We start from the raw sequence: 20,425 nt of genomic DNA, 5'->3' as shown, positions 1-20,425 counted from the left end.
TTAAAATTTAAAATTATAAGTAACCGCAGGTACGATACCAAAAATCGATAGTCTGGTTGCTTCATTTCTAGCGGTATCTTCATTTTCTCCAAAGTTTATACTCACTGCATTTCTTCTATTGTATACATTGTATAAACTAAAAACCCAACTCGATTGCCATCCCTTTGTTAGATCAGGTTTTGGTGTGTAGGTTGCGCTCAAATCCAGCCTATGAATGTTTGACAATCTATTGCTATTACGTTCGCCATAAGTAGGAATAAATAAATTATCAAAGTTGTATTGACCGTTAGGAAATGTTACAGGTTGACCTGTTTGAAAGGTAAAGTTTGCTCCAAAATCCCATTTTTTATTCCAGTCGTAATTTGCAGTAATGGTGATATCATGAGTCTTATCCCACGGAGCACTGTACCACTTTCCATTATTAATTCCAGGTTCTATTTCACTGTGACCTGGAGTGCGTTGTTCACTGCGAGACAAGGTGTATGCTATCCAACCTTGTAAATCACCCTCATTCTTACGAAAAAGTAATTCAAGTCCATAAGCACGAGCTTCTCCTGCGAGCAGTATTTGTTCCACATCATCATTAGCAATTAAATCGGCGCCATCAATATAATCTAGACGATTGTCCACGGTTTTATAAAAACTTTCAATCTCTAAACTATAAGTATTGAAATTTTTAAAATATCCTATTGCAACTTGATGACCATCTTGAGGTTCTATATAAGTTCCACTAGGAGCATATAGATCAAAAGGAGTAGGAGCATTGGTGTTTGAAATTAAGTGAATATATTGAACAATACGTTGATAACTGGCCTTTATACTCGTGTCATCATTAAGAGAGTAAGCTACCGAAAAACGAGGTTCAAATGCATCAAAAAATTCAATTGTTGTACCACGGCTGTTTCTTGTCTCTCCTGTAGGTTCTGCACCTTCATAAATTCCCTGGCTTTCATTGTAAACAACAGGATCACCATCATACGTGCTTAAACGATCTTGACCTAATCGATTAAAGCTACTATACCTTATTCCTGCATTAATATTCAATTGGTCATTAATTTTGAATTCGCCATCTATATATAATCCATTTTCCCAAGCATATTTTTTAGTAAGTTGTCGTTCATTAACTCCACTTTCTTGTGTTGTAGGAACAATTTTCCCAGGATCAAATTCATAATATATTGAGTTCACTCCATAACGTAATTTGACCTTGTCATTCAGGTAATGGGTGAGGTCGTATTTAGCATTTAGATTTGTAATACCACTATCGAATTGAAATTCCACAAAATCTAATTCAAGGCCATAATTGTAGTCACTAAAAATTAATGATGCATTGGCAAATAATTTACTGTTGTAAATATGATTCCACCTTGCATTTACAAATGAATTTCCAAAGGTATTTCCAAATAAATCATTCACATTAAACACGTCTCTTCCAAAATAGCTTGAAAAATATAATCTATTCTTATCGTTTAAATTAAAACTTAATTTAGCGTTCAAATCATAGAAATAAGCCTTGTTATCTATATCAAAAAGAGGTAAAAATAAATGAGCATAACTACTACGACCACCTATTAAAAAGGACGACTTGTCTTTTTTTATAGGTCCTTCTAATAAAAGTCTACTAGCGACTAACCCAATTCCACCTGTACCACTTATTTCCTTTTTGTTTCCATCACGTTGGTATATTTCAAGAACGCTAGAAACACGACCACCGTATCTAGCAGGAATTCCACCTTTGTACAATTTTAAATCTTTAATCGCATCTGGATTAAATACAGAAAAGAACCCAAAAAGGTGATCACTACCGTATAAAGTAGCCTCATCCAGTAAAACCAAATTTTGATCTGCGGCGCCACCACGTACATTAAATCCAGCAGCTCCTTCACCAGCATTACTCACACCAGGTAATAAAGTAAGTGCCTTTATTAGATCGGTCTCTCCCAGAACGACTGGTATTTTTTTTACAGTATCTATATTTAGAGCGTTCACGCTCATTTGAGGTGATCTTGTGTTTAATTTTTCTACATCAGCTTTAATTACAATAGTTTCTAATTCTTCATTGGCTTCATCTAGAGCTATGTCAAGGACAGTATCCTTATTTAAGGAAATAATTTTTTCTTGACTAGTAAATCCTAAACTGGTAAACTGTACGGTGTATGACCCTACAGGAAGATTAATAGAGTAATAACCATATTCATTTGTGATGGTTCCTGTTTTTAATTCCTTAATAATCACATTAACATTGAGCAATGTTTCACTTGTGGCTGCCTCGGTAACAGTTCCAGAAAGAGTAGCTTTTTGTGAGTACGCTTTCGCGAAAGCGAGAACAAAAAAAACTAGGAGGATATTTTTTTTCAAAACCTATATTTTTCAAAAACAAATGTAAACTACACTTGTATTTAATGTGTTAGTAAAACCTTAAACACAGTTTATTATTGTAGCACAAAGTTGATACAGGTTCTTTTCTTTATGCATGCATAATACTTATCTTTACCCAAAACAAATCTATTCATGAAAGCACAATCCTTAATTGATCAATTAGAATTGCCAGTGGTGGCAGCGCCGATGTTTTTAATTTCTGGTCCACAACTGGTTATAGAATGTTGTAAAAATGGAATAGTAGGTACTTTTCCTGCCCTTAACCAGCGTAGTAGTGAAGGTTTTGAAGAATGGTTGATTGAGATTAAATCTAGCCTGAAGCAGTGGGAAGAAGAAACCGGTAAAAAGGCAGCGCCGTTTGGGGTAAATCTTATAGTTCACGGTAGCAATCCTAGATTAGAGGCCGATTTAAGATTGTGTGTTAAACATCAAGTACCATTAATTATTACATCTCTAGGTGCAGTGAGTGAGGTTGTAAATGCTGTGCACAGTTATGGTGGATTAGTATTTCATGATGTTATTAAAAAACGTCATGCGCAAAAAGCGGCTCAAGCTGGTGTTGATGGTTTAATCCTAGTATGTGCTGGTGCTGGTGGTCATGCGGGAACTCTTAACCCTATGCCGTTTGTAAGAGAAGTAAAGGAGTTCTATGACGGAGCTATTTTATTATCTGGAGCTATGAGTTCAGGACAAGATGTAGCAAGTGCCATGCAAATGGGAGCCGATCTTGCTTATATGGGAACGAGATTCATTAATACCCATGAGTCTAAAGCTACTGATGAGTATAGGGAGATGATTATTCAATCTGGCGCTAGTGATATCGTTTACACGGCTGCTATATCAGGTGTGCATGCTAATTTTTTAGGGGCTAGTTTACAAGCTGCAGGTATTACTGAAGAACAACTTAAGGCAACTGCCAAAATTGATTTTGGAAAAGAAATGGATACTGAGGCCAAGGCCTGGAAAACTATTTGGAGTGCAGGACAAGGATCTGCAACTATTAAGGATTCTATACCAGCTGGTGAACTTATAGATAGAATGAAATCTGAATTTAAAACGGCTATTGAAAAGCAAATAGAGACGCTCAAAAAGTACTCATAGAGCTATTTGAAATGATCGGTAACTGTTTTCATATTACCTTTGTCCTACTATGGAATTAGAGCCTGTTTTACCAGATTATTTTGAAAATTTCTATGGATATATTAAGTCGTTGCACTTGATTTTTGTTGTGACGTGGTTTGCGGCTTTATTTTATATTCCTAGACTATTTGTTTATCAAATTGAAGCTCATGATAAACCAGAGCCCAATAAAACGATCCTTTTAGATCAATTAAAAATCATGTCCAGAAGACTTTGGTTTATAATAGGATGGCCTAGTGCTATTCTTGCTACAACTTTTGCAATTTTGCTATTGTTGATAAGACCTTACTATCTAGAACAAGGGTGGATGCATGTTAAACTTGCCTTTGTACTTGCATTGATTATTTATCATATTAAGACAAATAGTATACTCAAAGAGTTAGATAAGAATGTGGTTAAGTGGACTTCAAACGGTATGAGGTTATATAATGAAGGTGCTACTCTTGTTTTATTTGCAGTAGTATTTCTAGTTATTTTAAAAAGTGCACTCAATTGGATTTATGGAGTAATAGGATTATTTGCACTTGCAGTGATTCTTATGATTCTTTTTAAAATCTACAAACGATATAGAAAAGCGTAATAAAAGCCAGTTGCTAGATCACGTTTACAACCGGCTTTTAAACCCTAAAAATTAACCTGTAATTATCTTACTCTTTGGATAACCTGCCCACGGCACATTGAATGTAGGATTTTGTTTTCTCAACAATGGTATTAGATTCACCACTGATTGGATAACCCATATCAGCTAGATCACTGCGTAATCCTTCCAATGCATTATGACTGGTGTATTCAAATGAAAGCTTACTAGATGGGACATCTAATTGAATGTTTTTTATTCCATCCAATTTTGATATACGTTTAAGTATAGCATTTTTACAACCGCTACATTTCAGGTTTTGTAATAATAAACTTGTTTCCATAAAGGATAATTTACTGTGTAAAATTAATTCTAGAATATTGGGAAAAAGATGATAATTGTCACCTTGAGAAAATTATATCAAGTATAATTTTGTTCTATAATTTTAAAACAGGTAGAGCATGAAATCCATTTTAATCCCGGTAGATTTTTCAAAAGAATCAGAAAAAGCATTACAAGTAGCAGCACGAGTTGCACATAAAATAAATGCAAAATTACTGTTATGTCACATGGCTGGTATTGAAGAACTAGTCATTAATCAAAACCAAGCACAAGCTGTTCAACAAAACATTTTTCAACTAAAACTAGCCGAGAAACAATTTAGTGAATTTACTGATAAGGAGTATTTAGAAGGATTAGTTGTAGAGCCAGTTTTACAAAAAGAATTGAACTTTGAAAGTATAGGTGAGTTTGCAAGCGATGTAGATGCCAGCTTAATAGTAATGGGTACGCATGGCGCAAGTGGCTTCAAAGAGGTGATATCTGGTAGTAATACCGAAAAAGTGGTACGCAGCTCTCAGGTTCCAGTTCTAGTGGTCAAGGAAAACGACCTTAATTTTAATCCAGAAAAAATAGTACTGGCTAGTAACTTTGATGAAGAAGTGATTCCTGCCTACAAAAAAGTTCTAGAAATAGCTGAAATGTTTGAATCAAGAGTGGAATTAGTATACGTCAATTTACCTGGTTCAAACTTTAAGAGTACTAATGAAATGGATGAAATTTTACTCAATTTCTTTACAAAGCTTAATCATCCTGAACCACTGAGTGCTATCAAAAAAGTGAATAGAATAGCAGATTACAGTATTGAAGAAGGCATCATGTCTTACGCACAGCTTTCACAAGTAGATGTTATCGCTATACCTACACATGGAAGAACAGGTGTTTCTCGATTACTTAAAGGCAGTGTAAGTGAAGATATAGCAAACCATTCAATTTTACCTGTACTAACATTGAAATTGTAAAAGTGGACGATTGTAACCCTTTACAATTATTTCATGAATGGCTAGTTACCGCTCGGGATCATCCACATGTTCCCGAGTGTAATGCCATGAGATTAACAACTATAAGTAACGACCTTGAAATCAGTAATCGAGTAGTGCTTCTAAAAGAATACAATTGGAAAGGTCTTACTTTTTTTACTAATTACAACAGTAATAAGGCTATGGATTTAATATCTAATCCTAATTGCAGCTTGGAGTTCAATTGGCCTAATATCTCTAGGAGGATTATTGTAAAAGGTCTAGCTTCTCAAACAGAAAGTGAAATTTCTGACAATTATTTTTTCAGAAGACCTAGAGAAAGTCAATTAAGTGCATTGGCTAGTAACCAAAGTGCTATCATCTCCTCAAGAAAACGTTTATTTGATAATCTTAATAAGGTTACTCAAATGAATGCAAATAAAGATATTGAGCGTCCAAGCCATTGGGGTGGAATTACTATCCGACCAAAGGAATTTATATTCATTACTTCCTTAAAGAGTAGGATACAAAAAAGCGAAATTTACAAGGTTGACCCTAATCACGTTTGGTCAAAAATAGATGAGTGGTGTTACAATTAAAATCCTTTACTCAATTTTAAGAGAGCGTTTTTATCGGTAATTTTAATACGCTTACCATCGGTAATAATCCAGTCCTCCTTTTTAAAACTAGTCAAGGTACGTATACAAGCTTCTTTGGCAGTACCAACTACGTTAGCAATATCTTCTCTGGTTAGAGTCATAGAAATGTAGCCTTCTTGATCAATTCCAAAATTTTTCTCTAAGTACATTAATGTTTCTGCAATGCGCTGCTTCACCGATTTTTGCGCCATATTTACAATTACATCATCAGCAAACTTCAAATCATCGGCCATTTGAATAAGAACAGCTTTTGTAAACTTTGGGTTGCGATTTATATTATTGATTAAATGTGTTTTTGGAATGTAGCACATTTCCATGTCATTTAATGCAACAGCACTTAAATTGGCCGATTCCTCGGTAATAACCGATCGCTGTCCTAATACTTCACCCTTAGTAGCAATTTTTACAATTTGGTCCTTACCGTTCTCACTAGTCTTGGACAATTTAGAAACACCATTTCTTACACAGAAAACGCCGTGTAGTCGCTCACCTTCAGCAAATATGACTTCACCTTTTTTAATAGATTTAGTTACTTTACTGTCACTTATTTCTTTGAGCTGTTCCTTTGATAAAGCCTTGAGAGAGTTAAGCTGTCTTATTACACAATTCTCACAACGACTTTCTTTATGATGATTCATATTATACTTGATCAAACAATGTGTAAAATTAATAAAACATCTACTAATGTTCAATTAAATAAAAACCAGCCGTACTTTACTTGAACAACATAACAGTAATTAAAAGTTTTTATTTACCCAAGTCTGGACGATCTTCATAGAAATCTTCAAAAGTTTTATCAGTCTCATAATCATCGGTCAAAATTTTATATACCATAGTAAGTAATAATAGTTGACCAATTAAGGTACCTGTAAAAATCCATTTAAAGGAAGTACCTAGTTGACTAGAAACGGTGAGGATTACTAATACTGCCGTCACCAAATAAACCCAAAATAGTGCATTAGTTTTCATAGAATTTTTGTTTTAAAATACTGAAATACAGTTTTTTAATTACTAATCATTTCATAATTTATTGTTCTAGGGTGACAAAAGTCACCGTTTTATTGCTTGTCTTGTGCTCACCTTTGTCCCAGGTATAAGCAATTTTAAGAACTAGATAAATGGAAAAATGTTTCCACTGTGGTGATCCGTGTATTACGGGTGCTATTGAACATGATCACAAGGTATTTTGTTGTCATGGTTGTAAGACGGTTTATGATATTTTGAATGAAAACAATTTATCCTATTACTACGATCTTGAACAACATCCAGGAGTGAGTCCGAGAGATTTTGAAGGAAAATTTGATTTTTTAGAAAATCAGGATATTGTTAATTCCATTTTAGAGTTTAATGAACAAGATACACAAATTGTACAGCTCCTTATCCCTTCTATGCATTGCAGTAGTTGCATTTGGGTACTGGAACATTTGCATAAAATCAACCCAGCTGTTACACAATCTCAGGTTAATTTTCCTGAAAAAACGGTAAGGATAGTTTATCAACCAGAGCATCTTAATTTAAAATCTTTGGTAATACTATTATCTAATCTAGGATATGAACCTTACATTTCTCTTGAAGATTCAAAAAAGTCAAAAAAAGTAAAAGACCGCAGTCTGATTTATAAATTAGGTGTAGCTGGATTTGCATTTGGCAATATAATGTTCTTGTCCTTTCCTGAGTATTTTGAAGTCAATGAATACTGGCTAGATCAATTTAAACACGTATTTAGATGGTTGATGCTTGCTTTTTCAATACCTGTGGTGTTTTATAGTGGTGTAGACTACTTCATTTCGGCTTTTAAAGGTATTAAATCAAGGATTTTAAATATAGACGTGCCTATCGCGATAGGGATAAGTGTACTTTTCTTAAGGTCACTTATAGAAATTATAATGGATTGGGGTACGGGCTTTCTGGATAGTCTTGCAGGACTCGTCTTTTTTCTTTTGTTGGGTAAATTTTTTCAACAAAAAACCTATGCCTATCTTTCGTTTGAACGTGATTACAAAAGCTATTTCCCTATTGGTGTTACAAAGATGGTAAAACCTCGGGAATGTGAAGAATTACGCTTTCGCGAAAGCGAGATCGACAACACAATAAATCAACCTAACAAGAGTAACCTAGACTGCGAGGTGCAAACGCCAGTTTATGAATTACAACCTGGTGATAGAATTCTGATTAGGAATGGGGAACTTATCCCTGTGGATGCTATTCTGATAAAGGGAAAGGCGCTTATAGATTATAGTTTTGTAACTGGCGAGGCACAGCCAGTGCCTAAACAATCAGGAGATAAAATTTATGCAGGTGGTAGGCAGGAATCTGGCTTGCTTGAGCTAGAGGTGATTAAAGGAGTCGAGCAATCGTATTTGACTCAATTATGGTCTAACGAAATTTTTAAAGACGAGTATAGTACACGGTTACAATCTATAACTGATCGAATAAGTAAAAGATTTACGATCGGGATTTTAAGTGTAGCGATCATTGCTGCTTTATTCTGGTTGTTATATGACAGTAGTATGGCGCTTAATGTTTTTACAGCGGTGCTTATAGTAGCTTGTCCTTGTGCCATTGCACTTGCCGCTCCTTTTACATTAGGTAATGTATTACGATTTTATGGTAAGGTAAAGCTATATCTTAAAAACAGTCATGTTATAGAAAAGATGTCTGAGTTAGATACAATCATTTTTGACAAAACGGGTACTTTAACCAGCGCTTCTAAAAATACAGTTCATTATGAGGGAATTGCACTGGATGATATGGAAAAACAATTATTGTCCAGTACTCTTAAGGCATCAAACCATCCCTTGAGTAGATCCTTATATAAAATTTTACAGGAGAATAACATTCAAACGTTAGACACTTTTCAAGAACATGTAGGACAAGGAATTACTGGTTCCATTGCATCTCAAACTATTAAAATAGGATCGGCGCGATATGTTGGTATTGATTCTTCAAATTCAATTGATGTAAGTGCCAGTAAAGAGACGGCAGTTCATATAGCAACAGATTATTCTTATAAAGGATGCTACATTTTTCAAACAGAATATCGCCCTGGAATGGCTCAAACTTTAAAAGAACTTGAGAAATCATATCAAATTGTGGTCTTATCTGGTGATAATGAAGGTGAATTACAGGCTTTGAAAAAAATACTACCAGAAAGTACTCGCTTTTTATTTAATCAAAGGCCTGATGATAAAATGCGATTTGTAAAAGAATTACAAAATAATGGTAGCAAAGTAATGATGATAGGAGATGGTTTAAATGATGCAGGAGCTCTTAAACAAAGTGATGTGGGTATCGCCATATCTGAAAATGTAAATGTTTTTTCTCCTGCATGTGATGGTATCATCGATGCTTCACAATTTCATTTTTTACCTCAGTATTTACAACTAGCTAAGAAGGCAAGGTCTATTATTTCATACGCTTTTATCTTTTCATTACTCTATAATCTTATAGGCTTAGGTTTTGCTGTAACCGGTCATTTGAAACCAGTTATTGCTGCTATTTTAATGCCTTTGAGTTCCATAAGCATTGTGGTGTTTACCACCTTGTTTTCTTATTACGCTTCAAATAAAATCAAACCATAATTAAATTATGAATAACCAATTATCGATACTCGCATCTAAGATACAGGCACTGAGAACACAGTGTTATGTTTCTCGGGAGAAGTCAGACCTTGTTCCTGAATTGGATCAACTGTCTTCCCAATATTTTTTGCTGCAACAAGAACTACTTCAAATAAAAAACTCATTGCTACTCCAAGAAGATGTCACAATGTTAAACCAATGGACCAAACTGCGCTTTGAAACTCAACTTATAGCTATGTATGCATTTGTTTAAAACAACAAAAAAAGATAGGTATTAAGTGACAAAAGTCACCATTTCAAGGTGGCATCTAGATCTAATTTTACCGTATAAAATAAGTCAGGTATGAACATCATTTATTTATTACTAGCCATAAGCGTGGTTGTTGCTATAGGATTTTTTATAGCCTTTGTGATCTCTGTACGCAGCGGTCAATATGACGACACGTACACACCATCAGTTCGCATGTTGTTTGATGATGAAGATGTGCTTCAAGACTAAAATGTAATTTTTAAAACCACTAATTAATTCAAGTATGGAACTGCAACAATTTTACTACGATAACAAGATTGTACGCAAATTTATAGTCGCAACTCTAGTTTGGGGTGTCGTAGGTATGAGTGTAGGGTTATTACTCGCATTCATGTTCATTTTTCCTAATGTAACCGACGGTATTTCATGGCTAAGCTTCGGTCGTTTAAGGCCTCTTCACACCAATGCAGTGATATTTGCATTTGTAGGTAATGCAATTTATGCAGGTGTTTATTACTCTACCCAACGACTGCTAAAAGCTCGTATGTGGAGTGATTTTTTAAGTAATTTCAATTTTTGGGGATGGCAACTTATTATTGTTGCAGCGGCTATAACCTTACCATTAGGTTATACAAGTTCCAAAGAATATGCCGAGCTGGAATGGCCTATAGATATTGCAATTGCAATTGTGTGGGTAGCTTTTGGAGCAAATCTTATAGGAACTATACTTAAAAGAAGACAACGACATTTGTATGTGGCTATTTGGTTTTATCTAGCAACATTTGTTACTGTTGCGGTACTTCATATTGTTAATAGCATGGAGCTGCCTGTAACCTTTTTAAAGAGTTATTCAGCCTATGCAGGTGTTCAGGATGCGCTAGTTCAATGGTGGTATGGTCATAATGCAGTTGCTTTTTTCTTAACTACACCTTTCTTAGGACTTATGTATTATTTTGTTCCTAAAGCAGCCAATAGACCAGTGTATTCATACAGGTTGTCCATAGTCCACTTTTGGTCTTTGATTTTCATCTACATATGGGCTGGTCCTCACCATCTGTTATATTCTGCACTACCAGATTGGGCACAAAATTTAGGAGTAGCTTTTTCAGTAATGTTGATCGCTCCATCATGGGGTGGAATGATAAACGGACTGCTTACGTTACGCGGTGCATGGGATAAAGTGCGCACTAGTCCAGTACTTAAATTTATGGTGGTAGCTATCACAGGATATGGTATGGCCACATTTGAAGGACCTATGTTATCGCTTAAAAACGTTAATGCTATTGCCCATTTTACCGATTGGATTGTAGCTCACGTACACGTAGGAGCTTTAGCCTGGAACGGTTTCCTAACCTTCGGTATGATATATTGGTTAGTGCCCAAACTGTTCAAAACAAAATTGTGGTCTAATAAATTAGCAAATGTTCATTTTTGGATAGGTACATTAGGAATCATGCTTTATGCATTACCCATGTATGTAGCTGGATTTGTACAGGCATTTATGTGGAAACAATTTAATCCAGACGGTACCTTAGTTTACGGTAATTTCCTAGAGACTGTAAATGAAATTATGCCTATGTACTGGATGCGTGCTATAGGAGGAAGTTTATATATAGTAGGTGCGTTAGTAGGAGTCTATAATGTGATTATGACAGCTCGTTCTGGTAAAAAAGTTACCGATGAACTTGCAGAAGCTGCTGCTCTACCTGCTGTAACCTCTAGTAGAACTGCCAAAGAAGGATATCACACTTGGTTAGAAAGAAGACCAGTCAAATTGACTATATACGCTACAATAGCAATTTTAATTGGTGGTGCAGTCCAAATTATACCTTCCTTACTGGTTGATGATTATGTTCCAACTATCTCGAGTGTAAAACCATATACACCTCTTGAGCTAGAAGGTCGTGATATATACATACGAGAAGGTTGTAATAATTGTCACTCTCAAATGGTACGTCCTTTCCGTAGTGAAGTTGAACGATATGGAGAGTATGCTAAGGCTGGTGAATTTGTATATGATCACCCATTCCTTTGGGGTAGTAAACGTACAGGTCCTGATTTGCTTAGGATAGGAGGAAAATACAACGATAATTGGCACTTTAATCACATGTATGATCCTCAAAGTACATCAGATGGTTCCATAATGCCAGCTTATAAATGGTTAATCACATCAAAACTTGATAAATCAAATACCGAGGCTAAAATGAAAGCCATGATTTCACTAGGCGTTCCCTATACACAGGATGATGTAGATCGAGCTCAAGAATGGATGGACGAACAAGGTAGTCAAATACAAAGCAACCTATCTGAAGATCCAGATTTCTTAAAAACTTACCAGGCAGATAAAACTAGAAAGCAACAACAAGGTGAGGAATTTGTAGAAATTAAAGATCGCGAGATAACCGCTCTTATTGCTTATTTACAGCGATTAGGGACTGATATAAAAGTTATAAGTAACGCAGCGCAAACTGCATCAAATTAATAAGTCATGCTCAAGTTTGTAAAACAAAATTTAGAACAGATTGATGGGGTAAGTATTTATCCCATGATCTCCTTACTCATATTCTTCGTCTTTTTTGTAGCACTCTTCTTTTGGGTAGCAACAGCAAAAAAGCAACATATTGAAGAGGTGAGTAACATACCCTTAGATGATTCTTTAACTACAAATATTAATAAACAATGAGAACCTTATCATCCTATATAAGAGTTGGTGTTTTTGCAGTCGTTGCATCAGGCTTGCTCATGTTTGTAGCTTCACCAGACCAACCGTTTTCAACATTTGAAAAAGTATGGTTTTGGCCGCTGGTTGCACTTTTGATAATACTTATGATCGCCGGTGAGGCCAGTATTTCAACTTTAAAAGCGGTCCTATACAACACCCTTGATAAAGAAGCAAAAGAGCGCTATGACCTTGCCGAAAAAACACGTAAGGAAAATCAATTTGCTAAAATAAAAAGAGTGTATAAAAAATCTCTAGATAGCAAACCTATTGAAAGCGAGCACGAGATTGTACTCGATCATAATTACGACGGTATACAAGAATTAGATAACAATTTACCGCCATGGTGGCTTTACATGTTTTATGCAACTATCATTTTTGGTGTAGTTTACCTAGCGCGATTCCATGTATTTAATGAGTATGACCAAGCATCAGAATTTGAAACTGAAATGGAAATTGCTCGAGCACAAGTAGAAGAATGGAAAAAAACGGCAAAAGATCTAGTAGATGTAAACACAGTTACATTATTGACCGACGCAAGTGATTTAAACGCTGGTAAGGAAATTTTTAATCAAAACTGTGCTGCATGTCACAAGGTTGATGGTGGTGGTGGAATAGGCCCCAATTTAACAGATTCCTACTGGATACTTGGCGGTGGCATAAAAAATATTTTCAATACCATTTCAGAAGGTGGTCGTAGTGGCAAAGGAATGGTGCCATGGAAGACTGAACTTAAGCCAGCACAAATTGCTCAAGTAGCCAGCTATGTCATGCAGTTTGAGGGAACCACACCAGCCGAACCTAAAGAACCTCAAGGAGAAATATGGAACAATCCTGATGCTCCTGATAAAATGATAATTGAAAATCCAGACAAAACGATAGTAACCGATAGTTTACAAAATAGTGTAGTAACTAATTCAAAATTTAATTAGGAAGTTTCCCAAAGTCCTTGGGACTTTGGGTCGGGCTTTCGACTATATCTCTTGCTACCACAAAAGGATGCCGTCTCAATCCCTAACTCAAAAGTATCCTAGTTCTTACGAATAAAATAAATAGTATGAAATCGCCAGAAGCTGAAGTTTTTAGAGACAGTATAAGCACCGTTACCCAAGACGGGAAACGCGCATGGATATTTCCTAAAAAACCTTCTGGTAGGTATTACAATTGGCGTAAGATTGTAAGCTATTTTCTGCTTACGATATTATTTATTTCTCCTTTTATCAAGATAAATGGTAATCAGTTTATCATGATAAATGTTCTTGAAAGAAGGTTTAATATTTTTGGTCAACCATTCTGGCCTCAAGATTTTCACCTAGTAGTCATAAGTATGCTTATAGGTGTTTTATTTGTGGTGTTTTTCACTGTAGCCTATGGTCGTATTTTTTGCGGTTGGATATGTCCTCAAACCATTTTTATGGAAATGGTATTTAGAAGGATTGAATACTGGATTGAAGGCGATCGTGGTAAGCAAATTCGACTGAAAAAAGCTCCATGGGATGCCGAAAAAATTAAGAAAAGAGTCATTAAATGGATTGTCTTCTTTATTATTTCGTTCTTAATAGCTAATGTTTTTTTAGCTTATTTGATAGGTAGTGATCAATTGCTTAAGTATGTGATTGATGGACCCAAGTACCACCTAAGCACATTTATTTCATTATTAATTTTTACAGCAGTTTTTTACTTTGTCTTTGCTTGGTTTAGAGAGCAAGTATGTGTTATAGCGTGTCCTTACGGTAGATTACAAGGAGTTTTATTGGATAATAAATCTATAGTAGTAGCTTATGACTATAAGCGAGGTGAAAAAGAAAAAGGGCGAGCAAAGTTTAAAAAATCAGAAAATCGTGAAGCCAGTGGTAAAGGAGATTGTATTGATTGTGCACAGTGTGTTCATGTTTGTCCGACTGGTATCGATATAAGAAATGGTACACAGCTGGAATGTGTCAATTGTACCGCATGTATCGATGCCTGTGATAGTATAATGGAAAAGGTGGGATTGCCTAAAGGTCTCATACGCTATGCAAGTGAGGAAAATATAGAGAAAAAAACAAAATTTGAATTTACTCCTAGGCTTAAAGGTTATAGTGTGGTGCTAGGTGTATTAATTGCGGTGCTAGTCGGTATGTTGTTTTTACGTAATGATATTGAGGCTAGAATCCTACGTCTACCTGGTCAATTGTATGAGCATAAAGAAGGTAGTAATATAAGTAATGTTTTTACCTACAAATTAGTGAATAAAACCACTCAAAATATTGAGGATGTTAGCTTTAAGTTATTATCGCATGACGGTTTTATAAAAGTGGTGAATGATGAGGTTAATGTACCAGCGCAAGAGCTCGCAGAAGGGACATTGTTTATTGAGATTGACTCAAACTTACTTAAAGAAGAAAAAGATAAAGTTGAAATAGGTATTTACAGTGGTTCACATTTAATTGAAACTACAACAACTACCTTTTTGGGACCTAGAAGTTTTAATTAAAAGGCATGAGGGATAGGAGTGAAAATCCCGCAGCTATGGTTATACAATAACTAATAGCGAGGAATTGTAACATATAGCCCGACAGCTACCTAAAGTAGGGTAGCTGGCATGCACAAATAATATAGGAGTTAAAAAGAATAAAATATGAAATGGAATTGGGGAACCGGTATTGTTCTAGGAATGATAGGATTTATTGCCTTTATCATGTTTATGGTAATAACCATGCTTACTGATAGCGATTATGATCACGATCTTGTAACTGAAAATTACTACGCAAAGGAGATGGCATATCAAGATGAAATTGATCAGGAAAAGCGTCTTGAAAGTTTATCCAAAAAAATTAATGGAAAGCGAACCAAGGAAGGTTGGTTAATAGAGTTCCCTGAAGAAATAAACGAGATTAATAGTTCTGGCACAGTGTTCCTATATAGACCGTCTAACCAAAAACTAGATACTCAATTTGATTTGAAATTATCTGGTTCTAACTTGCTCATACCTGATAACAAGCTGGTGGACGGTCGTTGGAACATTACTATTGAATGGACTACTAAAGATAATGCTTATCTGTATAAAGAATCTATTTTGTATTAATGATATATACTGCTTTCATACTGGGTCTATTAGGGAGTTTTCACTGTGTAGGAATGTGTGGTCCAATAGCTTTTTTACTGCCATTGGATAGAAAAAGCCGTACTAAAAGGTGGGGACAATTAATCAGTTATCATAGTGGTAGATTGTTCACCTATGCTACGATAGGAATGATGCTTGGGTATATAGGACGTGGTGCTCATTTATTCGGATTTCAGCAATATATTTCTATTGGTGTAGGAATATTAATGATCGCTACTGTGGTATTACCTTCTAAATTTTTACAGAGATTTTCTATAACAAAACCAGTTTATTTACTTATTGGTAAGGTGAAATCTAGTCTATCCCAACAGCTTAAAAAAAGAGGTTATGAAAACTTTTTTATGATGGGTTTTCTTAATGGGTTTTTACCATGTGGCTTAGTTTACATGGCCGTATTTGCTTCTGTTGCTATGAACAGTATGAGCGCAAGTGGAATCTATATGTTGATGTTTGGTCTAGGAACAATTCCTATGATGACTACTGCTATTTATCTAGGAAATTTTTTAACTGGACAGGTCAAAAAACGGGTAATTAAAATGATCCCTGTGGTTGTTGTAGTGATTGGAACTTTGTTTGTATTAAGAGGTTTAGGGTTAGATATACCCTATGTTTCACCATCAGAAAATGTAACTGTAGAGCAGGTAAGCTCTCAATATAAATGTCATTAATTTTATAATATTTTACTATGAATATGTATATGCTACCACTTGTGAATTGGACTTATGGAGCTGTAATTATTGGAGTCTTTGTGCTGGTTTGTATAGCTATGGTTGCCATAGTTATGAATTTAGCTAAAGGTGATAAAATGAAATAATATCTTTAAGAAGGTTTTGTTATAGCTTAAATAAAAAACTTAGTTGTCTCACAATTAGGTTTTTTCTATTTTTAGAGATCATTAAAAGATTTTTATGAGGCTAAAATTACTTTTCTTTTTCATCACACTAAGTATTACTGCTCACGGTCAAATTCAATTGAATCCAAACCCAGCTGATATAAATAGTGGTACTATAACTATAACTTATGGTGCTCAAGGCGATTATTCATTATTTGACCCTATGGGAGATCCTAACTTGCTGATCTATACTGGATTAGAAACTGATGGTATTCCTAGTACTTGGGATTATCATGATGACTTCAGTGACGCGTCTACCTTTGTCGTATTTAATTATGACGCTACTGCAGGCGCTTATGTGGCACAAATTGATATTGCAAACCGCACTTATCAAGAGGAGCCTAATTTAAATTTGACAACAATTCCAACTGGAACACAAGTAAATGATTGGTATTTTTTAATTATAACCACCGACTTATCTAGACAAAGTCCTGATTTGAAAGGGTCAGACTATGGATGGCAACCAAGTACTCTGAGTGAACAGAGTCCAAATATGGCTCAATTTGATGTTAGGGTAGTGGAGGATACCTTTTATTTTTCTAGACCAGATACTTACCGATTATCGACTTATGACCTTACTGGTAAATTGATTGCAGATGAAAAGGTTCTAGTAGGTACTACTTATGAGTTAAAAACCGATCTAGTTTCAGGGATTTATGTTACACGTATAGAGGATTCTAACGGCTTTATAAGAACTTTGAAGCATGTAAGATAGTGATAGCTCGTTTTTTACAGTACATAGACAGCATATTTGATCAACGATACTTCTTAAAAAGGAGGCGACAAAATATCTGGTTAAGGGTTTTACATTATACAGCATACTTGATTTTATTAATTCAAATCTTGTACAATAAACACTTCGAGGTATATGGACCTTATTACTTACTGATTTCTGCAATATTTATTCTGATTTTTCAAATCATAGTCAAAATAAATAAAGTAAATACAGATAAAGCTGGCTTTAAAAAACCCGAAAAAAAAGTAAACCATTTCTCAAAATTTGGATGGTTACTATTCTTGCTTTGTGTCTTTCTATATATTGTTTTATTTAAAGATATAATTGAATTTGGAGTCGATGATTGGCTTGAAAATAATATTTTTTATCTTATTGTAATCTTAATCGTTTTATTTATTGCTAGTTATAAAATTCAAATTGAGGAGCAAGCTATAGTTGCGATAAATGAGAATCAACTTATTTTTAGGAAAAATGATATTGAGTACTTTGATACTATTATTAATTTCAAAGAAATAAGATTGTCTGAGAAATTTGTAGCTGTTACTTCCATTGAAAATAGAGTAGATTATTTATATTTTTTTGATTTTGAAAAGGATTCATTATTGAAGCTTAAAATGTTCTTTAAACATCATATTCCTAGTATTGATGTAAAAATTGTAGAAGAAAAAAACGCGCCCTAAAAAGGCGCGTTTTTCATACTGATTTTAACTGTCTTTATTCTGAATAAATTACAGTGGCATTCTTAATAGCATCGTTAAGATTTGCTTTACTTGCTACATAAGTATTATTCTTATTAAATACTCTATCTGGACGTTCTCCAATAATTATGTATTCCACATCCATAGCTGGAGCATTGAGGTCTATTTGATCTTGTTTTCTTATAGTCTTCCCGTCTAAACTAGTTTCTGTTTTTTCTAGAGACGCAATAACATATAATTTTTTATTGGCAGCACGTACCTCTTCAATTTCTAATTCATGATCATAATCAGATACCTCTGCCTCTACAAGTAAGGTACGTTCATTCTTGTCTTCACCAGGCATATCTACGTCAATAACGGGAACTTCAACTTCTTCTTCTTCCATTACTACGACCACTTTAGGAACCTCTACCATTCTAGTTTCTGTCGTTAGATCGACATCTGCCCAGTTAACTTCATACTCTGGTAAATTCCCTGCTTCAGCTTCAACATCAACATCTACTTCGGGTAAACTTCCTTTTTCCGTCTTTTTTACATCGCAACTAGTTAATATGGCTGCACTTATAAAAAATGGTATAAAATATTTTTTCATGATTTTTTTTGATTTAATGTGATTATTAATTTCTGTTTTCTTAATTAAGATTATCTACTTGTTACGATAAACGCGTGTATAACTCCTGGGATAAAAAATATTAGAGTTAATATCAGGTTGATAAGAAAATCTTTGCCAAAACCTTTGGCTAGTCCTACTCCTAATGGTGGGATAAAAATGTTTAAGATGATAGTTAAAATTGACATAGTTTTTGTTTTTGATTCGATTCTAAATTACTATCGCAATATTGATAATATTATTAAAATCTAATCAATTGAAAAACTATTAACTTATTTTGTAATAAATTAACTTAAAAATAGGTAAGGTGATTTTAATTATTAAAGTATTACTGGTGTTTCTAACTCAACGCAGTAAAACTTTAATGGGAAATTTTCACAAAAAAACCATCTCAATATGAGATGGTTTAATAATATGTGATTTTATATGTTACTAGTTAAATACCGGTATACGAGGATGGCGATATTCCTCTCATCTCTTTCTTAACAGATTCATCTACATTAAGCGTGTCAATAAATTGCGCAATACTCTTACCAGTGATTTTTTCATTGGTTCTAGTAAGTTCTTTTAGTGCTTCATAAGGATTTGGGTATGCCTCACGACGCAGGATGGTCTGAATAGCTTCAGCTACTACCGCCCAGTTATTCTCTAAATCTTGTGCTATCGCCTGCTCGTTCAATAATAATTTACCTAAACCTTTTAATGTTGCTTGAAAAGCAATTAAAGTATGAGCTAGTGGCATTCCTACATTTCTTAAAACTGTAGAGTCTGTTAAATCTCGCTGCAGTCTAGATACAGGAAGTTTTGCGCTCAAATGTTCAAAAAGTGCATTAGCAATTCCTAGATTACCTTCAGAATTTTCGAAATCAATAGGATTTACTTTATGAGGCATTGCACTTGAACCTACTTCACCTTTTTTAATCTTTTGCTTAAAATAATCCATAGAAATGTAGGTCCAGATATCACGATCCAGATCTATTAAAATGGTATTAATTCTTTTTAAGGTATCAAAAAGTGAGGCCATATGATCGTAATGCTCTATTTGTGTAGTCGGAAAACTGTGTTTCAATCCTAATCGATTTTCCACAAAATCTTCACCAAATTTTTGCCAATCAATGTTTGGATAAGCAATGTGATGAGCGTTATAATTTCCAGTAGCACCACCAAATTTTGCCGCGTGCTGCACATGCTCTAGCATGTTAAGTTGTTCTTCTAAACGAACTACATACACATAAAATTCTTTACCTAATCGTGTAGGCGAGGCAGGTTGTCCATGAGTCCTGGCTAGCATTGGAATATCTTTCCACTCTATAGATAAATTATTTAATTTATCCTTAACCTCGTCTAATATAGGTAAGTAAGCATTCTCAACAGCATCTTTAATGGATAATGGAATGGCTGTATTATTTACATCTTGTGAAGTAAGACCAAAATGTATAAATTCTTTTACATCGCTTAGACCTAATCGATCAAACGCCTTTTTCAAGAAATATTCCACTGCTTTGACATCGTGGTTAGTAACCTTTTCAATGTCTTTTACTTCTTGAGCGTTTTCTTCAGTAAAGTTGCGATATAGATTTTTAAGTTCCTCTTGTGTCGCTTCATCAAGCGGCTGTAGTTGAGGTATTCCGCTTTCGCTTAAAGCGATAAAATATTCTACTTCAACTAGAACTCTATATTTAATAAGAGCATATTCTGAGAAGTAATCGGCTAGTGGTTCAACTTTTGATCTATAACGACCATCTACAGGAGAGATAGCTTGTAAAGCAGTAGGCATAAT

22 protein-coding genes are annotated in these 20,425 nt (G+C 34.6%); 15 read left to right on the top strand and 7 right to left on the bottom strand.

The genetic code is table 11. The features are described from left to right. Window positions 1-2,358, bottom strand: a complete 2,358-nt coding sequence (locus HCN53_RS05705; protein WP_167342310.1) for a TonB-dependent receptor — start codon at window positions 2,356-2,358, stop codon at window positions 1-3. A 153-nt stretch (window positions 2,359-2,511) separates the two neighbouring features. Here HCN53_RS05705 and HCN53_RS05700 point away from each other — a divergent pair, with 153 nt between their 5' ends. Further along, on the top strand, window positions 2,512-3,480 hold the full coding sequence (locus HCN53_RS05700; protein WP_060524355.1) for an NAD(P)H-dependent flavin oxidoreductase: 969 nt from the start codon (window positions 2,512-2,514) through the stop codon (window positions 3,478-3,480). Window positions 3,481-3,529: 49 nt separating this feature from the next. Beyond that, a complete protein-coding gene (locus HCN53_RS05695) occupies window positions 3,530-4,099 on the top strand; it encodes a CopD family protein (protein ID WP_042277827.1) in 570 nt (189 codons plus the stop codon). Window positions 4,100-4,166: 67 nt separating this feature from the next. On the opposite strand, the gene HCN53_RS05690 is transcribed toward HCN53_RS05695, so the two are convergent. Beyond that, entirely contained in the window at window positions 4,167-4,439 is a 273-nt protein-coding gene (locus HCN53_RS05690; RefSeq protein ID WP_167342309.1) for a heavy-metal-associated domain-containing protein, read from the bottom strand. A gap of 118 nt (window positions 4,440-4,557) precedes the next feature. Between HCN53_RS05690 and HCN53_RS05685 the strand changes: the two genes are divergently transcribed. After that, window positions 4,558-5,397, top strand: a complete 840-nt coding sequence (locus tag HCN53_RS05685; RefSeq protein ID WP_167342308.1) for a universal stress protein — start codon at window positions 4,558-4,560, stop codon at window positions 5,395-5,397. Window positions 5,398-5,399: 2 nt separating this feature from the next. After that, window positions 5,400-5,993, top strand: coding sequence for a pyridoxal 5'-phosphate synthase (locus tag HCN53_RS05680; protein ID WP_167342307.1), 594 nt, complete (start codon window positions 5,400-5,402; stop codon window positions 5,991-5,993). Here HCN53_RS05680 and HCN53_RS05675 read toward each other — a convergent pair. Both HCN53_RS05675 and HCN53_RS05670 read right to left on the bottom strand, forming a co-directional pair. Further along, entirely contained in the window at window positions 5,990-6,691 is a 702-nt protein-coding gene (locus HCN53_RS05675; RefSeq protein ID WP_060524360.1) for a Crp/Fnr family transcriptional regulator, read from the bottom strand. The genes HCN53_RS05680 and HCN53_RS05675 overlap by 4 nt on opposite strands. A 109-nt stretch (window positions 6,692-6,800) precedes the next feature. Further along, on the bottom strand, window positions 6,801-7,022 hold the full coding sequence (locus HCN53_RS05670; RefSeq protein ID WP_105019397.1) for a hypothetical protein: 222 nt from the start codon (window positions 7,020-7,022) through the stop codon (window positions 6,801-6,803). 149 nt (window positions 7,023-7,171) lie between these two features. On the opposite strand from HCN53_RS05670, the gene HCN53_RS05665 reads away from it, so the two are divergent. The 11 genes from HCN53_RS05665 to HCN53_RS05620 all read left to right on the top strand — a co-directional run bounded on the left by HCN53_RS05665 (window position 7,172) and on the right by HCN53_RS05620 (window position 18,017). Continuing rightward, window positions 7,172-9,634 (top strand): heavy metal translocating P-type ATPase, encoded by a 2,463-nt coding sequence (locus tag HCN53_RS05665; RefSeq protein WP_167342306.1) that lies wholly within the window; start codon window positions 7,172-7,174, stop codon window positions 9,632-9,634. A 343-nt stretch (window positions 9,635-9,977) separates the two neighbouring features. After that, complete coding sequence (gene ccoS / locus HCN53_RS05660; protein ID WP_082586956.1) at window positions 9,978-10,133, top strand: cbb3-type cytochrome oxidase assembly protein CcoS; 156 nt, start codon at window positions 9,978-9,980, stop codon at window positions 10,131-10,133. A gap of 34 nt (window positions 10,134-10,167) precedes the next feature. Then, window positions 10,168-12,366: a cytochrome-c oxidase, cbb3-type subunit I gene (gene ccoN / locus HCN53_RS05655; protein ID WP_167342305.1), complete on the top strand. Its 2,199-nt coding sequence runs from the start codon at window positions 10,168-10,170 to the stop codon at window positions 12,364-12,366. 6 nt (window positions 12,367-12,372) lie between these two features. Further along, a complete protein-coding gene (locus HCN53_RS05650; RefSeq protein ID WP_042277839.1) occupies window positions 12,373-12,567 on the top strand; it encodes a CcoQ/FixQ family Cbb3-type cytochrome c oxidase assembly chaperone in 195 nt (64 codons plus the stop codon). Beyond that, window positions 12,564-13,535, top strand: a complete 972-nt coding sequence (locus HCN53_RS05645; RefSeq protein WP_167342304.1) for a cbb3-type cytochrome c oxidase N-terminal domain-containing protein — start codon at window positions 12,564-12,566, stop codon at window positions 13,533-13,535. The genes HCN53_RS05650 and HCN53_RS05645 overlap by 4 nt, the downstream gene beginning before the upstream one ends. A 125-nt stretch (window positions 13,536-13,660) precedes the next feature. Beyond that, complete coding sequence (ccoG, locus tag HCN53_RS05640; protein WP_167342303.1) at window positions 13,661-15,079, top strand: cytochrome c oxidase accessory protein CcoG; 1,419 nt, start codon at window positions 13,661-13,663, stop codon at window positions 15,077-15,079. Between the two features lie 144 nt (window positions 15,080-15,223). Further along, window positions 15,224-15,670, top strand: a complete 447-nt coding sequence (locus HCN53_RS05635; protein ID WP_167342302.1) for a FixH family protein — start codon at window positions 15,224-15,226, stop codon at window positions 15,668-15,670. Further along, window positions 15,670-16,377: a sulfite exporter TauE/SafE family protein gene (locus HCN53_RS05630; protein ID WP_167342301.1), complete on the top strand. Its 708-nt coding sequence runs from the start codon at window positions 15,670-15,672 to the stop codon at window positions 16,375-16,377. Before HCN53_RS05635 ends, HCN53_RS05630 begins: the two co-directional genes overlap by 1 nt. A 17-nt stretch (window positions 16,378-16,394) precedes the next feature. Further along, window positions 16,395-16,523 (top strand): hypothetical protein, encoded by a 129-nt coding sequence (locus HCN53_RS13120; protein ID WP_262496541.1) that lies wholly within the window; start codon window positions 16,395-16,397, stop codon window positions 16,521-16,523. A gap of 94 nt (window positions 16,524-16,617) precedes the next feature. Further along, entirely contained in the window at window positions 16,618-17,316 is a 699-nt protein-coding gene (locus HCN53_RS05625) for a hypothetical protein (protein WP_167342300.1), read from the top strand. A 107-nt stretch (window positions 17,317-17,423) separates the two neighbouring features. Continuing rightward, window positions 17,424-18,017, top strand: a complete 594-nt coding sequence (locus HCN53_RS05620) for a hypothetical protein (protein ID WP_167342299.1) — start codon at window positions 17,424-17,426, stop codon at window positions 18,015-18,017. 34 nt (window positions 18,018-18,051) lie between these two features. On the opposite strand, the gene HCN53_RS05615 is transcribed toward HCN53_RS05620, so the two are convergent. From HCN53_RS05615 to purB, 3 genes are all read right to left on the bottom strand, one after another. Further along, entirely contained in the window at window positions 18,052-18,627 is a 576-nt protein-coding gene (locus tag HCN53_RS05615; protein WP_167342298.1) for a hypothetical protein, read from the bottom strand. A 50-nt stretch (window positions 18,628-18,677) separates the two neighbouring features. Then, window positions 18,678-18,833, bottom strand: a complete 156-nt coding sequence (locus HCN53_RS05610; RefSeq protein ID WP_082586957.1) for a YqaE/Pmp3 family membrane protein — start codon at window positions 18,831-18,833, stop codon at window positions 18,678-18,680. Between the two features lie 248 nt (window positions 18,834-19,081). Next, window positions 19,082-20,422, bottom strand: coding sequence for an adenylosuccinate lyase (gene purB, locus HCN53_RS05605; protein ID WP_410505439.1), 1,341 nt, complete (start codon window positions 20,420-20,422; stop codon window positions 19,082-19,084). Window positions 20,423-20,425 lie beyond the last annotated feature (3 nt).

Origin of the sequence: Nonlabens sp. SY33080 (assembly GCF_011784885.1) — a bacterium.
GTDB lineage: Bacteria > Bacteroidota > Bacteroidia > Flavobacteriales > Flavobacteriaceae > Nonlabens > Nonlabens tegetincola.
This window is presented reverse-complemented; position numbering and strand designations above follow the sequence as displayed.

Coding starts and splice junctions, on each gene's coding strand:
- HCN53_RS05700 (WP_060524355.1), top strand. CDS start 2,512: ATGAAAGCACAATCCTTAATTGATCAATTAGAATTGCCAGTGGTGGCA.
- HCN53_RS05695 (WP_042277827.1), top strand. CDS start 3,530: ATGGAATTAGAGCCTGTTTTACCAGATTATTTTGAAAATTTCTATGGA.
- HCN53_RS05690 (WP_167342309.1), bottom strand. CDS start 4,439: ATGGAAACAAGTTTATTATTACAAAACCTGAAATGTAGCGGTTGTAAA.
- HCN53_RS05685 (WP_167342308.1), top strand. CDS start 4,558: ATGAAATCCATTTTAATCCCGGTAGATTTTTCAAAAGAATCAGAAAAA.
- HCN53_RS05675 (WP_060524360.1), bottom strand. CDS start 6,691: ATGAATCATCATAAAGAAAGTCGTTGTGAGAATTGTGTAATAAGACAG.
- HCN53_RS05670 (WP_105019397.1), bottom strand. CDS start 7,022: ATGAAAACTAATGCACTATTTTGGGTTTATTTGGTGACGGCAGTATTA.
- HCN53_RS05665 (WP_167342306.1), top strand. CDS start 7,172: ATGGAAAAATGTTTCCACTGTGGTGATCCGTGTATTACGGGTGCTATT.
- ccoS (WP_082586956.1), top strand. CDS start 9,978: ATGAACATCATTTATTTATTACTAGCCATAAGCGTGGTTGTTGCTATA.
- ccoN (WP_167342305.1), top strand. CDS start 10,168: ATGGAACTGCAACAATTTTACTACGATAACAAGATTGTACGCAAATTT.
- HCN53_RS05650 (WP_042277839.1), top strand. CDS start 12,373: ATGCTCAAGTTTGTAAAACAAAATTTAGAACAGATTGATGGGGTAAGT.
- HCN53_RS05645 (WP_167342304.1), top strand. CDS start 12,564: ATGAGAACCTTATCATCCTATATAAGAGTTGGTGTTTTTGCAGTCGTT.
- ccoG (WP_167342303.1), top strand. CDS start 13,661: ATGAAATCGCCAGAAGCTGAAGTTTTTAGAGACAGTATAAGCACCGTT.
- HCN53_RS05635 (WP_167342302.1), top strand. CDS start 15,224: ATGAAATGGAATTGGGGAACCGGTATTGTTCTAGGAATGATAGGATTT.
- HCN53_RS05630 (WP_167342301.1), top strand. CDS start 15,670: ATGATATATACTGCTTTCATACTGGGTCTATTAGGGAGTTTTCACTGT.
- HCN53_RS13120 (WP_262496541.1), top strand. CDS start 16,395: ATGAATATGTATATGCTACCACTTGTGAATTGGACTTATGGAGCTGTA.
- HCN53_RS05625 (WP_167342300.1), top strand. CDS start 16,618: ATGAGGCTAAAATTACTTTTCTTTTTCATCACACTAAGTATTACTGCT.
- HCN53_RS05615 (WP_167342298.1), bottom strand. CDS start 18,627: ATGAAAAAATATTTTATACCATTTTTTATAAGTGCAGCCATATTAACT.
- HCN53_RS05610 (WP_082586957.1), bottom strand. CDS start 18,833: ATGTCAATTTTAACTATCATCTTAAACATTTTTATCCCACCATTAGGA.
- purB (WP_410505439.1), bottom strand. CDS start 20,422: ATGCCTACTGCTTTACAAGCTATCTCTCCTGTAGATGGTCGTTATAGA.